Source organism: Lysobacter sp. CA199 (assembly GCF_052078715.1).
In the GTDB taxonomy this organism is placed as follows: Bacteria; Pseudomonadota; Gammaproteobacteria; order Xanthomonadales; family Xanthomonadaceae; genus Lysobacter.
Genome location: NZ_JBQJIL010000009.1, coordinates 296,420 through 311,054, shown reverse-complemented (window position 1 = coordinate 311,054; position 14,635 = coordinate 296,420). Strand labels below are relative to the sequence as shown.

Genomic DNA, 14,635 nt, shown 5'->3' with positions numbered 1-14,635 from the left:
GCGAAGCCCGGCGCAGCGGCGCCAGGGCGGTCCAGCCCCACAGACTAACCGATCGCCCCCCGGGCCGGCTTGGCCGGGCCCGGCCGGGCGCCGCGCCCGCCGTTCAGATGGCCGGCTCGCCGATCTGCAGCTCGTATTCGAAGTTCTGCACCATGCGACCGTAACGCCCGTCGCCGTCGCTGGCGTAGTTGGCGCCGATCGCCAGCCGGTGCTTGCCCGGCGGCAGCGGCGGCAACAGCAGCCAATAGCCGTCGGCGGCGGCGTGATAAGCGGCCTTGGCGTCCTGCACCGCGCCGCTGTCGGCCCGCAGCGCGAAGGGATCGAAACAACGCGAGATCCACCGCGCCGGACGGCCGAGCGGCTTGCCGTCGAGCAACACCACCGCGCTGACCAGGGCATCGTTATTGACCGCCCCCCGCGCCTTGAGCTCGGCGCAGGGCACGGCGTACTCGCCGACTCGCGGGGCGTGGTGGTACATGTTGATCACCGGAATCAGCAAGTGCTTGTCCAGCGGTATCTCGCAGCGGCGCTTGGCATCGAAGCGGCCGTTGGTGCCGGCCAGGAACCAGACCGGACCGTCCTCGTCCTGGCCCAAGGCGCAACGGCTGCCATCGCGGTCCAGGTACGGCGCCAGGCCCTCGGGGAAGCTGCGCACCCAACGCCACCAGCGCACGGTCCACTCGGCCGGAGCGACCCCGCCTACCGCGCGATCGATCGGCGCCGGTTTTGTCGCACCCGTCGCACCGGCGGGATCGGCGACGGCGGCCGGCGCGGCCCATCCAAAGGCGAGCAGGCCCGCGGCGACCAGGCCGGTCCGCGCAAGGCGGCCGGGCCAGGTCGAACGGGTCGTGGAAGAAAGCCGGTTCGCATCCATTCGATCGATATCCTTGATCAGGTGTCGCGTTATGCGCGGGCCGGTTCGGCGCCGCTCACGCCCATTCGCTCAAACCTTCGCGCTGATACAGCGTGGCGAAGGTCGGCCGCTCCTTCATGCGCCGGGCGAACTCGCCCAGGTGCGGCCAGTCGTGCGCGGGCTTGGGCATCTTACGGGTCCAGCGCATCAGCATGGTCAGGTAGAAATCGGCCGCGCTGAGGCGCTCGCCGAGCAGGTACGGCCCGTGCTGGGCCAACTGCGCGTCCAGGCGCTCGCAGGCGGCTTCGATCTGCGCCTGCGCGCCGCGGCGCACCGCTTCGTCGTCGGTTTGCAGATCCCACGGATACCACCACAGCCGCAGCGGCGTTTGCAGGGTGCTGGCCAGATTGAACATCCACTGCAAATACTCGGCGCGGCGTGGATCGTCGAGCGCCGGGGCCAGCCCGGCGTGCGGATGGCGATCGGCCAGATACATCGCCAGCGCGGCAGCTTCGTAGCGTGGCTGGCCGTCGACGATCAGGGTCGGCACCACGCCGTTGGGATTGAGCGCCAGATACTCGGCGCTTTTTTGCGCGCGCGCGTCGATGTCGACCAGCCGCAGTTCGTGCTCGATCTCCATCTCGATCAGCAGCCAATGGACCAGCAGGCTGGCGGCACCCGGGAAGTAGTACAAGGCGTACATGGCGGCGAAGGCATCCATACGGAAACGGAAGCGAAGTCTAGACCACTCACGGGCGCGGCCGTAGCCCGCCGGTCTTCGCGCGGGCGCCGACCATGACTCCTGTCATCTCGTATCAGTTAGCTAAAGAATCCATAAGCGCGGCCGCGGACGATCCCGTAAATTAGGCCCTCATCGATCCACCCGGACTCATCGCCGCCCGCTTTCGCCGCGGCGCAGACCAGGAACCGCCGCATGCCACAGCGTTCGCCAACGATGGTGTTTGCAGTCCTGAGCCTGGCGGCGATCGGGTGCGGCTGCGACTCGTTGAACCGGGCCACCGAATACGCATCGCGGCCGTCGCGCAGCGAGCCGTCCGACTCGACGCCCGCAACCGCTACGACGACACAAGCCTCAACGACGCCGATCGAACCGCGCTCCGTCGCGCCTGAGCCTTCGTCGACGCGATCGCCCGCGACCGCTCTGCCCGGAAAGCCCCGACTTCCCGAACTGCCGCGGATAGTGCCGGTGGAACCGGCCTACACCGGCCCGGAAGGCGAAGCAGGCCTTCGCCAAGGCGTGCGCGACGGGCATCTGCGCGAAGCGGGCGAAAGCGATCTGCAGCAATGGCGTGCGAGCCAGCGCAGCGCCGAGGTGGGCCGCGACGACTCGAATTCGAACCTGTACAACGCCTATGTGGTGCTCAAGCCCTATCGGATACCGCCCGGCTTGTACGGCGCGCACCGGGCCAAGTTCTACGTTCCGCGCGGCGTGCAACGCCCCACCGGGGAGTTGGGCCACTCGGTCCTGTACGACTTCAACACCCTGACCTGCGCGGGCTTGACCTGCGGCTTCGACTAATCTCTTTCCACCCGCCGCCTTTCCACCCGCTGGATTCCGCAATGACTCATCGCACGCTCCGCCCCACCCGTCTTTTCCGCAGTCTGCTGCCGCTGGCGCTGACCGCCGCGTTCGCCGCGCCGGCCTTCGCCGCCGCCGATCCGCTGACCACCGTGTCCGAGCGCAGCGGCTTCGTCAAAACCGGTCGTTATCAGGAAGTGATCGAACTGTGCGCGCAGTTCGCCCAGCGTTACCCCGATGCGGTGCGCTGCGAGGACTTCGGCACCACCCCGGAAGGCCGGCCGATGAAGCTGCTGGTGGTCACCCGCAGCGGCGCGTTCACGCCTGAGCAGGCGCAAGCCAAGAAGCTGCCGGTGGTGCTGATCCAGGGCGGCATCCATTCGGGCGAAATCGACGGCAAGGACGCCGGATTCCTGGCCCTGCGCCAGACGCTTGAAGGCGAGGCCGCCAAGGGCGCGCTCGACAAGCAGGTGCTGCTGTTCGTGCCGGTGTTCAACATCGACGGGCACGAGCGCTTCGGCCGCTGGAACCGTCCCAACCAGCGCGGCCCGGAGGAAATGGGCTGGCGCACCACCGCGCAGAACTACAACCTCAACCGCGACTATCTGAAGGCCGATGCGCCGGAAATGCAGGCCATGCTCAAGCTGGTCGAGCGTTGGGATCCGCTGGCCTATATCGACCTGCACGTCACCGACGGCGCCAAGTTCGAACACGACGTATCGATCCAGGTCGAACCGGTGCATGCCGGCGACACGCCGCTGCGCGCGGCTGGCACCGCGCTGCGCGACGGCGTGATCGCGCGCCTGTCCAAGCAGGGCTCGCTACCGCTGTCGTACTACCCTTCCTTCGTCGAGTCCGACAATCCCGCCTCGGGCTTCGAAGACGGCGTGCCGCCGCCGCGCTTCTCGAACGGCTATTTCTTCCTGCGCAATCGCCTGGCCATGCTGGTGGAAACGCATTCGTGGAAGGACTATCCGACCCGCGTGCGGATCACCCGCAACATCATCGTCGACGTGCTGGATCAGGTCGGCGCGCACGGCGCCGATTGGCGCCGCGAGGCCCTGGCCGCCGATCAGCGCGCGCTGGCGCTGGGCGGGCAGAAGGTCGCGCTGGACTACAAGGCCAGCGACAAGACCCGCACCGTCGCATTCCGCGGATACGCCTACACGCGCACGCCGTCGGACGTCTCCGGCGCGCTGATGACGCGTTACGACGAGACCAAGCCGCAGATCTGGAACATCCCGCTCAAGTACGACATCCAGCCCGGCCGTCAGGTCGCCGCGCCGCGCGGCGGTTATCTGGTGCCGGTCGCGCAGGCGGCCTGGGTCGCGGCCAAACTCGATCAGCACGGCGTGAGTTATCGCCGCCTCGATGCGGCATTGGCCAAAGCCGCGGTGGAAACCTTCCGTGCCGACAAGTCCGAGTTCGCCGCGCAATCGGTCGAAGGCCATCAGCGTGTCGCCCTGAGCGGCGAATGGAAGCCCGACACCCAGGACCTGGTCGCCGGCGCGCTGTTCGTGCCGATCGCCCAGCCTAAGGCGCGCTTGGCGATGGCGATCCTGGAGCCGCAGGCGCCCGATTCGCTGGCCGCCTGGGGCGAGTTCAACAACGCCTTCGAGCGCAAGGAGTACATGGAGGATTACGTCGCCGAGGATGTGGCGCGCGAGATGCTCCAAGATCCCAAGGTCAAGGCCGAGTTCGAGGCCAAGCTGCAAAGCGATCCGGCCTTCGCCAAGAGCCCGCAGGCGCGGCTGGATTTCTTCTATCGCCGCCATTCGGCCTGGGACGTGCGTTACAACCAGTACCCGGTGCTGCGTACCGAGTCGGTGCCGCGCTGATCGCCTGCGGCCATCCTGGCTGACCGACGCGAACGCGCGGAGCTTGGGCTCCGCGCGTTTTTCGTTCGTACACGTCCGGCGAACAGACGCGGGGTATCCTCGTATCGTCCGAGCCTGGCGAGATGTTCCGCATGCATTGGCGAATCGCTGTGTTGTCCGCCCTCACCGCGCTGTGGTCGACGGCTTGCGCGCAACCGCCCGCGGTGTCCACGCTCTCGGCATCTGTGCTCTCGGCATCTGTGCTCTCGGCATCTGTGCCCTCGACAGCGGCGCCCTCGGCCGCACCGCCTGCACCGACCGCCGAACCGGCGCTGGCGCTGCGCGCGGTCGGCACCGAACCGGGCTGGCTGGCCGAAGTGCGGCGATCCGAAACCAAAGCCGGCGCGCACGCGCAAATCGCGCTGCAGCTCGATTACGGCGAGCGCAAGCTGCAGGTGCCGCGCGCCAGCCAAACCGCCGACGGCTACGCCGGCCAAGCCGACGACGGCAGCGCGGTGGAACTCGGCTATCGGCGCGAGCGATGCAGCGACGGCATGAGCGATCGCGAGTATCCGGCCAGCGTGTCGTTGCGGGTCGGCGATAAACGCTACCAGGGCTGCGCGGAGTTTCCCGCGCCATGACGCCCCTGCGTTCCTTCGCCGGCGCCAACGGTCCGGCTCGCCGGCTGCGCCGCATCGCGCAAGCCGCGGCGCTGTTCGCGCTCGCCGGTTTGGCGATGGCCGCGCCGCCCGCGAAACTGCCGCGACGCCCAATCACGATCCCCACGGTTCCCGTGTCCGTGCTCACCCTCAACCTGTGGCACGACAAGGGCGACTGGCCCAAGCGCCGCGCGTTGATCGTCGCGGAAATCGAACGATTGAAACCGGACTTCATCGCCTTGCAGGAAGTGCTGCAACGCCCGGGCCTGCGCAACCAGGCCGAAGACCTCGCCGAAGCGGCCGGCTACCGGGTCCGTTTCGTCTCGGTCGATCCGCCCGACGCCGAACGCCGCTACGGCAATGCGATTCTGTATCACGCCCCGGCGACCGCCGAGGCGATGCGCAAACTCGAACCCTTGAACGATTACCGCACCGCCGCACACGCCGATAAGGTCTTCGACGCGATGCACACCGGCGTGGATTTCTATGCCACGCATCTGCACAACGAACGCGAGGGCGGCGACATCCGCCGCCGCCAGATCGCCAGCCTGCTCGACTTCATCGATACCAGCCAGCGCAACGGCGCCGTCGTCGTCGCCGGCGATTTCAACAGCGACGCCGATTCGCCCGAACTCAAGGCGCTGGCCGCGCGTTACCGCGACGCGTTCGCCCAGGCCCATCCCGATCTCGCCGCCGATGCCGCGCGCGCCACCACCCTCAACCCGGCCTACCTGCCCGCGCAGCGCATCGACCACGTGTTCTACGATCCCAAGCGCTTCGATCTGCTCGAAGCGCGCATCGTGCTGAACCAGGCCCGCGACGGCGTTTGGGCCTCGGATCATTTCGGCCTGTTCGTGCGTCTGCGCCCGACCCATCCGCTGGAATCGTCCGCCGGAGCCGGCGAGCGTCATTGAACTGACACACAGCGCTCCTAGCGTGGGCCGATTCCCTCGCCCCGCAGGAGCCCCGCATGATCCGTTCCGCCCTGACCGCGCTGCTGCTGAGCTGCGCCGCGCCGGCGCTGGCCGCGCCCGCCTCGACCAGCCACGCCCCGGCCGCGCGCTGGTCGCTGACCAACATCGTGGAAACTCCCGCGACCACCCGCGACGCGGTGCGCCTGCCGCCGGGCACGCCCGACCAGGCCAACCTCAATCGCTTCGGCTTCTATTCCGATCTGACCTATAACCCGCGCGACGGCTACTGGTACGCGCTGTCCGACCGCGGTCCCGGCGGCGGCGTGATCGATTACGCGACCCGCCTGCAGCGCCTGCGCATTCCCTACGACCGCCGCAGCGGCCGTATCGGCCAGCCGGCGATCGACAAGACCGTGCTGTTCAGCACCTTCCGCGGCGAGAGCTTCAACGGCCTCAATCCGCTCTTGCTCAACGGCGACGCAGCCAAGCTCGGCCTGAGCTTCGACCCCGAAGGGCTGGCGATCGGCCGCAACGGCCATTTCTACGTCGCCGACGAATACGGTCCCAGCGTGTACGAGTTCACGCCGAACGGCCGCTTGCTGCGCGCCTTCGCCACGCCGGCCAACCTGCTGCCGCGCAATGCGCAGGGCCAGCTGGACTACGTAAGCGATCGCAAAGTCGTGGTCAACGGACGCCAGGACAATCGCGGCTTCGAGGGCCTGACCCTCAACGCTTCGGGCGACAAGTTGTACGCGGTGATGCAGGATCCGCTGACCCAGGAAGGCTCCAACAACGACGGCCGCCGCAGTCGCAACGTGCGCATCATCGAGTGGGACCTGCGCAGCGGCCGTTCGCGCGCGCAGTACGTGTACCGGTTGGAACCGATCGCCGATCTGAACGCGATCGACCCCTCCACCGAGGACGATTTCTCCGCGACCCATCAGGGCCGCAGCATCGGCCTGAGCGCGATCCACGCGCTGAGCGACCGCGAGTTCCTGGTGCTGGAACGCGACAACCGCGGTCTGGGCGTGGAAGTCACCGCCGCACCGCTGCACAAGCGCGTGTATCGCATTTCCTTGCGCGGAGCGAGCAACGTCGCCGAGCGTTCGCTGGCCGGCAGCGACGATCTGCCCGCCGACGTGCACGCGGTCGCCAAGGCCCCGGAACTGGACATCCTGGCCGCGTTGCGCGACGCCGGCGCGCGCGACATCCCGGAAAAGCTCGAAGGCCTGGCGATCGGTCCGCGCCTGCGCGGCGGCAAGCATCTGGTGCTGATCGGCAGCGACAACGACTACAGCGTCACCCAGACCGGCGCCGGCGAGCAATTCGAGGTCTGCGTCGACCGCGCCAGCGGCGAGCGCGCGCAAGTCGCGCTGGACGCGGCCTGCCCCGCCGGCAAGAGCCGCATCCCGGGCACGCTGATCGGCTTCGCGGTGGATTTCCGCCGCTGATCCACCGTCAGATCGCATCGATACCCCGCGATCTGCCTGTAGGAGCCGCGCAAGCTGCGACCGCGAGGCTGCGGCCATTGCGAAAGTTTCGACGTCGCCGAATTGGCGCGGTCGCGGCTCGCGCCGCTCCTACAGGGGCCCCACCCAGCTCACCAGTATCAGCGGGCCGAGCTGTAGGAGCCGCGCAAGCTGCGACCGCGAGGCTGCGGCCATTGCGAAAGTTTCGACGTCCGCGAATTGTCGCGGTCGCGGCTCGCGCCGCTCCTACAGGGCCCCCACCCAGCTCACCAGTATCAGCGGGCCGAGCTGTAGGAGCTGCGCAAGCTGCGACCGCGAGGCTGCGGCCATTGCGAAAGTTTCGACGTCGCCGAATTGGCGCGGTCGCGGCTCGCGCCGCTCCTACAGGGCCCCCACCCAGCTCACCGGTATCAGCGGGGCCGAGCTGTAGGAGCCGCGCAAGCTGCGACCGCGAGGCTGCGGCCATTGCGAAAGTTTCGACGTCGCCGAATTGGCGCGGTCGCGGCTCGCGCCGCTCCTACAGGGGCCCCACCCAGCTCACCGGTATCAGCGGGGCCGAGCTGTAGGAGCCGCGCAAGCTGCGACCGCGAGGCTGCGGCCATTGCGAAAGTTTCGACGTCCGCGAATTGTCGCGGTCGCGGCTCGCGCCGCTCCTACAGGGGCATTCGCGGGGTCACTTGGCCTGATACTTCCAAAACCGGATCTTCCCCTGCTCCATCCATTCCACCGCCTGGACGAGCCGGCTTTTACGCGTCTGCTCGCGCTTGGCGCCTTCGATCCAATCCACGTAATCGCGCTTCTGGCTGGGCGAGAACGCTGCGTACGCCGCCCTCGCCCTGGCATTGAGCTTGAGCGCGGCGGCCAGATCCTGCGGCGTCACCACCGGCGGTTTGGGCGATGAGGTTTTGCTCGACGAACGCGTCGCTCCGGCCTCGATCAGCGCCATCGCCTGCTTCGCCTGCCGGGTCAGTTCGCGCGGACCGGGCAGGTCGCCGATGGCAGTCAGGCGACCGAATTGGCCCATGGCTTCGTTGCGACGCGATTGATCCGCGCCGGCGATGTTCGGCGCCTGCCAGAAACCCAAGGTGGCGTGCTGTTTGAACGCAGCCATGCCGCACAGGATCTTGCCGCGATAGACGAAGCTCGGCATGCCCCACTTGATCGTCTCTTCCACCTGCGGACAGGCCGCGTGCACGAGCTGCCGCACGTGCTCGAGGATCGGCTGGGCGAAGGCCTCGGATCGGGCGATGTAGTCGTCGATGCGCTGATCGTGCGATCGGATTAGGTCCGAGGCAAGCGATGCGGTCCTGGTCGCCGGCGCTTTCGGTTGGGTCGCGGCGCTTTTGCGCGTGCCCGCGGTCGAAGGCCGGGCAGCCGCGGGTTTCGTCGCAGCGGACTTTGCGCTGGTTTTCTTCGCGGCCGGTTTCTTTGCGCCGGAGGTTACTGAGCCGGGTGTTTTTGCCGGGCCGGATTTCGCCGATGCGGCGCGGGCCGAAGCTGCCTTCGCACCTTGTGTCTTTGCCGGACTCGCGGCCCCCGCCGATCCCGATTTGCGCTGCGCCATGACGACACCCGTGCTGAGGATGGCCTATTGTGCGCCGCTCACTCCGCCACAGGCCACTGCCCGAGCACGGTGTAGGCGTTGCGCGCGCCCAGTTGGCTGTGGATCAGGGCAAAATCGCCGACCCGCCAAACGATCGGCTCGATCGCCACCGGCGGATGCAGAGGGGCGACGGCGTCGCGGACGATGGTCACGTGCGGGGTCAACGAGTGTCCGCCCTCCACGCGCACGCCGCGCTTGGCCAGCGCCACGCCGAGCCGGTCGAACAAGGCCTGCAAGCCTTCGGGCGTGCGCTCGCAGCCCAGCCACCACGGAATCGAGCGATTGCGGAAGCTGCCGGCGCGGTCGAGCGGCAGATCGAACGCGGTCGCCGCGACTTCGGCCGCGGCCGATTGCGCGGCGGCGGCGCGGTCAGCCTGAAACTCATGCGCGTCGCCGAGGAATTGCAGGGTCAGGTGATAACGATGCAGCCCGATCAGGCGTCCGCCCGCATCGTGCCGCGCGCGCAGTTCGGTCGCGGCCGCGGCGATGCGTTGGCGCACGGATTCATCGGGCAGCAGCGCGAAGAACAGACGGTGGATATCGGTGGGCGGTGGCGGCGTGTCGCCGAACAAGGAGTTCTGTTGCATGTCCGCAGTTTAACCCCTGGGCCAGTGGCGACAGCCTATGGGTTCCGACGTGATCGGGCCCGAAAGCGTCGGGGCTGAAGCCCCTCCCACAAAAGGCTTCGTAGTTCGCGTGCGACCTGCAGTTTCTCTGGTTATGCAAGCGTAGTGAGATGAGACGCGAGTGAAGCGGCAGTTTCCCTCCGGGGCCAGGACGGCAACGCATGGGTTCCGGCGCGATCGGGCCGGAAAGCGTCGGGGCTGAAGCCCCTCCCACAAAGGGCTCCGAAGCCTGCACGAGAGGCGCAGGTTTCTCTCGCTATGCAAGCCTAGTCAGGGCAGCGCGAACGAAAATACCGCCGATTCCATGCGGGTGGCCCGAACGCGGATGGACGCGGCGCGCTCGCCACGCCCATCCGCTCGGATCACTGCGAAGCCTTGACCGCTTCGGTTTTCGCCGGCGTTTGCGCTTCGCGCTTGCGGGTGTCCTCGATCAACAGCTCGCGCGCGGCATTGCGCACGGCGATCGGATCGGCCTTGCGCAGATCGCTGTCGGCCGGCAGGCCGAGTCTGGCGACGATGTCGGCGATCAAGCGCTGGTTCGCGTAGGGATGCGGATGATCGGGTTCGTCGTCGCGGCTGCGGTAGAACTTGTTCAACACCTCCTGGTGGGTCTTGTCGGACTTGTACAGTTCGGTCAGCTTGGCCCGGTACTCCAGCGTCCACGACTGCATGTCCGGCCAACGCTTGAGGTCGGCGAAATGCTGGGCTTCGTGGCCGAGGAAACTGGCCTGGAAATCCTCACCGGTCAGATCGCCGTAGGCGGACGTCACCGCGTACAGGCCCTCGGGCTTGACCCAGCCGGCGGCGCCGCCGATCTCGCAGGCGGTGTAGCGGCTCCAGCCGCGGCTGATCCACTCGTCCATCAGGAACACCCGCACCGGCTGCTTTTCGCCCGAGGGCAGATCGACGGTGTAGTCGCGCTCGTCCTGCTTGGCCCACACGAACAGGTCGTACAGCGGCGGAGTACGCCCCTGCAGCGCGTGCAGGCCGCGTTCGCCAAGCTTGGCGCTGAGCCGGTCGCTCATCGCCTCGAATGCGTCTTCGTCGTCGGCCGGCGGTTTCTCGCCGATCAAGGCCGCCAGTTCGGCCTTGAGCTGTTTCTCCTGCGCCGGACGCTTGGCCGGATCGCGCACCGCCTGCCACCAATAGCGCTGGTAGGTCGCCAACACCCGCTTGGCCAGCGGGTCCGACGGCGCGCCGACCAACGGCGGCGGTGTCTTGCGCTCATGGCGTTCAAGCATGCAACTGCGGAACTTCGCGTCCTTGGCGCTGAATTGCTCCACCGGCGCCGACTTCAGCACGGACAAGGCCGTGGCGACGTCGGCGCGCAGCGTGGCGCCGCGCGCATCGTCGACGGCCTTCGCGGCCAAGGGACCGCTTTCCGGCGGCGGGGACGGCGGCTCGGCGGCGGGCGCGCCGATCGCCCATGCCAGCAGCAGCGGCAACGCCACCGCAACCGGCAGCGGCAACGCGGCGGTCAACGGCAACAACGGGATTTTCTGCGAGAAAGGGGCTGGCATGGGGGGAACTCCGGATACGCGAGAGCGCGTCGCAGCCATTAGGCCGCCGCGGCCGCGTCCCGGTCTTGTACGCACTTGATCTGTTTACGCAGCCGCGCCGGGGTGCAGCCGGCATGCGCCACCACGATGCGGTGCAAATGGCTTTGATCGGCGAAGCCGGCGGCGGCGGCGATATCGGCCAGCGACAGGTTGCCGTCCAACAGGCTCAACGCGCGACGCCAGCGCGCCTCGCGCCGCAGCGCCCGCGGCGACATGCCGTGGCTGCGGCCGAGCGCGCGGCTGGCGTGTTCGGCCGACACGCCCAGCTGGCGCGCGATCAGTTCGATGTCGTCGTCGCTGCGGTCCATCCGGCGCAGCAGTTCGCCTTGCCAATCGGGCAGCGCCTCGGCGGCTTGCGGCAGCGCCTGGGCCAGCAACTCCGGCAGGCGCTGCGGCGCGCGTTGGAACACTTCCAGCGCTTCGCGCAGATCGTGCACCTGCCAGGCGCTGGCGGCGAATCCGGCCAGCCGCGCGGCGACGGCATCGGGCAGTTCGAGATTGATCGCGCTGGCGCCGATGCGGCCGAAACGGTCGCCATGAGCGTGATAGGCCGGATGCAGCACCAGCGTCCCCGGCCGGCACGGCAACGGGCCGTCGAGGCTGGATTCGGTGTAATCGCCGTCCAGCACCAACGCCGCGTAAGCCTCGCGGTGGCGATGGGTCGCCAAGGTCGCGCCGCGATCGTGGCGGGTGCGGTAGGCACCGTGCGGATTCACGGCTTCGGCTTTCCTGGCTGCGCGCCGGCCGCGTCGCGCGGCTTGCGCAGGTAATCGGCCAGTCCGCCCAGTTGCAGGCCTTGCACCTTGTCGATCGCCGGCACGAACTTGCTCAGATCGTCGGGCGTGTAACCGCCGGCGCGGTAGTGCAGGACGATGCGGGTGCCGCCGTCCTTGGCCGGGCTCAGCCGGAACTCCATCGCGCCGGTGACGCCCATGCCCTGCAACGGACCCAGGCCGCCGAGCAGGCGGAGGGTCTTGCCAGGATCGACGAAGCTCACGGTCATGTGCAGCGCCTGCTGCTTGCCGTCGTCGCCGATCTCGCAAAAACAGCCGCCCGCACGCGGGTCGATCGACAATTCGGAAGCGGCGCCCCACCAGCTGTGGTCCTTCGGCCACCAACGATCGACGTCTTCGACCAGCGCCTTCCAGGCGGTGGCCGGATCGACCGGCATCACTTGTTCGTTTTCGATGGTGAAACCGTTGGGCGCCACGTCCTTGATCGCGGCGCCGGCTGCGCCGGCGGCGAGCGCCAGTCCCAGCGCGACCATGATTGCGGTGCCTGTCGATCCGATCCTGCGCATCGCCGCCCTCCCCCCGCCGGCCGTCCGGCATCGTTAAGGGAATTAGGAACCGGCGGGATGAGTGGGCGCAATGGTCGGAAGTTGGGTGGAGACGCGCATCCCCACGAGAGTTCGACGCCCCGCCTTTGCTCGTCATCCCCGCGAAGGCGGGGATCCAGGGCTTTATCGCGGCATGGCTCTGAAGTCTTTGGATTCCCGCCTTCGCGGGAATGACGGCTGGAAGGTTCCGCGAGCGCTCGGCCGTCCCTCCTCGCGGAACCTAACCGAACGCGATGTTTCACGCCCCGCTCGTATTCGGGCCCGACCGGTTTTAAGCGTCCAGCTCCGCCCATCGCGCATAGGCATGATCCAACTCCGTCTGCGTCTTGGCCAAAGTCGCGTTATGCGCATTGATCGCAGCGCTGTCGCGCTGGTAGAACGCCGGCTCGTTCATCTGCGCGGTCAGTTCGGCCACGCGCGTCTCCAACTGCTCGATCCGCGCCGGCAATTGCTCGAGTTCGCGCGCGTCCTTGTAACTGAGCTTGCGCTTGGGCGCGGGCGGCGCGGCCTCCGCTTCGGCCTTGGCCGGCGCGGCCTTGGCCGATTCCTTGGCGGTGGCCTTGGCCGCGGCGGCGTAACCGGCCGGGCGTTGGCGCTGCCAGTCGCTGTAGCCGCCGACGTATTCGCCGACCCGGCCGTCGCCTTCCATGACCAGGGTGGAGGTGACCACGTTGTCGAGGAAATCGCGGTCGTGGCTGACCAGCAGCAAGGTGCCGGGATAGTCGCCGAGCAGTTCTTCCAGCAGCTCCAGCGTTTCCACGTCCAGGTCGTTGGTCGGTTCGTCCATCACCAACAGATTGGACGGCTGCGCGAACAGCTTGGCGAGCAACAGACGATTGCGTTCGCCGCCCGACAAACGGGTGATCGGCGCGCGCGCGCGTTCCGGGGTGAACAGGAAATCCTGCAGGTAACCGATCACGTGCTTGCTCTTGCCGCCGACCTCGACGAACTCGCGGCCTTCGGACACGTTCTCCAGCGCGTTCCAGTCCTCGCGCAAGGTCGCGCGGTACTGGTCGAAGTAAGCGATCTGCAGCTTGCTGCCTTCGCGGACTTCGCCCTCGGCGGGCTGCAGCTCGCCGAGCAGAATCTTCAGCAAGGTGGTCTTGCCGCTGCCGTTGGGACCGATCAGGCCGATGCGGTCGCCGCGGAACACCGTGGTCGACAGCTCGCGCAGCAGCGGCTTGCCGCCGTAATCGAAGGACACGCCCTTGGCCTCGATCACCTTGCGGCCGGAGGCTTCGGACTGGGCCAGATCCATGCGCACGTTGCCGACCGTGTCGCGGCGCGCCTGGCGTTCGTTACGCATGGCCTTGAGCCGGCGCACGCGGCCTTCGTCGCGGGTGCGGCGGGCCTTGATGCCCTGGCGGATCCACACTTCTTCTTGCGCCAACAGCTTGTCGAAGCGCGCGTTCTCCTGCGCCTCGGCATTCAGGCGTTCTTCGCGGCGACGCTCGTAGTTGGCCCAATCGCCGGGCCAACTGGTGACCTGGCCGCGGTCGATCTCGACGATGCGGGTGGCCAGGGCGCGCAGGAAGCGGCGGTCGTGGGTCACGAACAGCAGCGCGCCCTGCCAGGACTTGAGGAATTGTTCGAGCCAATCGATGGCTTCGATGTCCAGGTGGTTGGTCGGCTCGTCCAGCAGCAACAGGTCCGGCGCCGATACCAGCGCGCGCGCCAACAGCACGCGCCGCTTCATGCCGCCGGACAGGCCGGCGAATTCGGCGTCGCCGTCCAGGTCAAGCTTGGTCAGGGTCTCGATGACGCGTTGATCCAGCCCCCAGCCCTGTGCGGCCTCGATCTTGTTCTGGACTTCGGCGAGCTTATCGGCGTCGTAATGATCGCCATGGGTGAGGTGGTGGTACTCGGCCAGCCAATGACCCAGATCGCCCAGGCCGTCGGCGACCACGTCGAACACCGTGCCGCTGGCGCCGGGCGGAACTTCTTGTTCGAGCCTGGCGATGCGGGTGTTGCCTTCGCGGCGGATTTCTCCATCGTCGGCGTGGATGTCGCCGGCCAACAATTTCATGAGCGTGGACTTGCCCGCGCCGTTGCGACCGATCAAGGCGATGCGTTCGCCCGGTTCGATGGACAATTCGACGTTTTCGAGCAGGAGCGGGCCGCCGACGCTGTAGTCGACGTTCTGGACGGTAATCAGAGGCATCCGACCATTCTATCAGGCGCGCTGTCGCCAGCGTCGGCAAGATTCAAGGGCGGACGCCTGAAGCCGCAGCGGGCGGGCGGCGAATACCTAAGGGG

13 protein-coding genes are annotated in these 14,635 nt (G+C 67.9%); 5 read left to right on the top strand and 8 right to left on the bottom strand.

The window, feature by feature from the left end:
• Positions 1–103 precede the first annotated feature (103 nt).
• Positions 104–874 (bottom strand): hypothetical protein, encoded by a 771-nt coding sequence (locus tag ACTOWJ_RS18205; protein WP_441336023.1) that lies wholly within the window; start codon positions 872–874, stop codon positions 104–106.
• Positions 875–929: 55 nt separating this feature from the next.
• The gene (locus ACTOWJ_RS18200) at positions 930–1,556 is read right to left on the bottom strand and encodes a glutathione S-transferase family protein (RefSeq protein ID WP_441336107.1); all 627 of its coding nucleotides are present in this window, start codon (positions 1,554–1,556) and stop codon (positions 930–932) included.
• A 504-nt stretch (positions 1,557–2,060) separates the two neighbouring features.
• On the opposite strand from ACTOWJ_RS18200, the gene ACTOWJ_RS18195 reads away from it, so the two are divergent.
• The 5 genes from ACTOWJ_RS18195 (at position 2,061) to ACTOWJ_RS18175 (ending at position 7,234) form a co-directional block, all read left to right on the top strand.
• Positions 2,061–2,393, top strand: coding sequence for a hypothetical protein (locus ACTOWJ_RS18195; protein ID WP_441336022.1), 333 nt, complete (start codon positions 2,061–2,063; stop codon positions 2,391–2,393).
• Between the two features lie 41 nt (positions 2,394–2,434).
• Positions 2,435–4,231, top strand: a complete 1,797-nt coding sequence (locus tag ACTOWJ_RS18190; RefSeq protein ID WP_441336021.1) for a M14 family metallopeptidase — start codon at positions 2,435–2,437, stop codon at positions 4,229–4,231.
• 152 nt (positions 4,232–4,383) lie between these two features.
• Positions 4,384–4,851: a hypothetical protein gene (locus tag ACTOWJ_RS18185; RefSeq protein ID WP_441336020.1), complete on the top strand. Its 468-nt coding sequence runs from the start codon at positions 4,384–4,386 to the stop codon at positions 4,849–4,851.
• Positions 4,848–5,783, top strand: coding sequence for an endonuclease/exonuclease/phosphatase family protein (locus tag ACTOWJ_RS18180; RefSeq protein WP_441336019.1), 936 nt, complete (start codon positions 4,848–4,850; stop codon positions 5,781–5,783). Before ACTOWJ_RS18185 ends, ACTOWJ_RS18180 begins: the two co-directional genes overlap by 4 nt.
• Before the next feature lie 56 nt (positions 5,784–5,839).
• Complete coding sequence (locus ACTOWJ_RS18175; protein WP_441336018.1) at positions 5,840–7,234, top strand: esterase-like activity of phytase family protein; 1,395 nt, start codon at positions 5,840–5,842, stop codon at positions 7,232–7,234.
• Between the two features lie 691 nt (positions 7,235–7,925).
• Here ACTOWJ_RS18175 and ACTOWJ_RS18170 read toward each other — a convergent pair.
• The 6 genes from ACTOWJ_RS18170 to ACTOWJ_RS18145 all read right to left on the bottom strand — a co-directional run bounded on the left by ACTOWJ_RS18170 (position 7,926) and on the right by ACTOWJ_RS18145 (position 14,540).
• Entirely contained in the window at positions 7,926–8,816 is an 891-nt protein-coding gene (locus ACTOWJ_RS18170) for a YdeI/OmpD-associated family protein (protein ID WP_441336017.1), read from the bottom strand.
• Positions 8,817–8,854: 38 nt separating this feature from the next.
• A complete protein-coding gene (gene thpR / locus ACTOWJ_RS18165; RefSeq protein ID WP_441336016.1) occupies positions 8,855–9,442 on the bottom strand; it encodes an RNA 2',3'-cyclic phosphodiesterase in 588 nt (195 codons plus the stop codon).
• Positions 9,443–9,843: 401 nt separating this feature from the next.
• On the bottom strand, positions 9,844–11,001 hold the full coding sequence (locus tag ACTOWJ_RS18160) for a hypothetical protein (protein ID WP_441336015.1): 1,158 nt from the start codon (positions 10,999–11,001) through the stop codon (positions 9,844–9,846).
• Between the two features lie 38 nt (positions 11,002–11,039).
• The gene (locus ACTOWJ_RS18155; protein WP_441336014.1) at positions 11,040–11,756 is read right to left on the bottom strand and encodes a helix-turn-helix domain-containing protein; all 717 of its coding nucleotides are present in this window, start codon (positions 11,754–11,756) and stop codon (positions 11,040–11,042) included.
• The gene (locus ACTOWJ_RS18150) at positions 11,753–12,307 is read right to left on the bottom strand and encodes an SRPBCC family protein (protein ID WP_441336013.1); all 555 of its coding nucleotides are present in this window, start codon (positions 12,305–12,307) and stop codon (positions 11,753–11,755) included. The genes ACTOWJ_RS18155 and ACTOWJ_RS18150 overlap by 4 nt, the downstream gene beginning before the upstream one ends.
• Before the next feature lie 343 nt (positions 12,308–12,650).
• Positions 12,651–14,540, bottom strand: a complete 1,890-nt coding sequence (locus ACTOWJ_RS18145; RefSeq protein ID WP_441336012.1) for an ATP-binding cassette domain-containing protein — start codon at positions 14,538–14,540, stop codon at positions 12,651–12,653.
• Positions 14,541–14,635 lie beyond the last annotated feature (95 nt).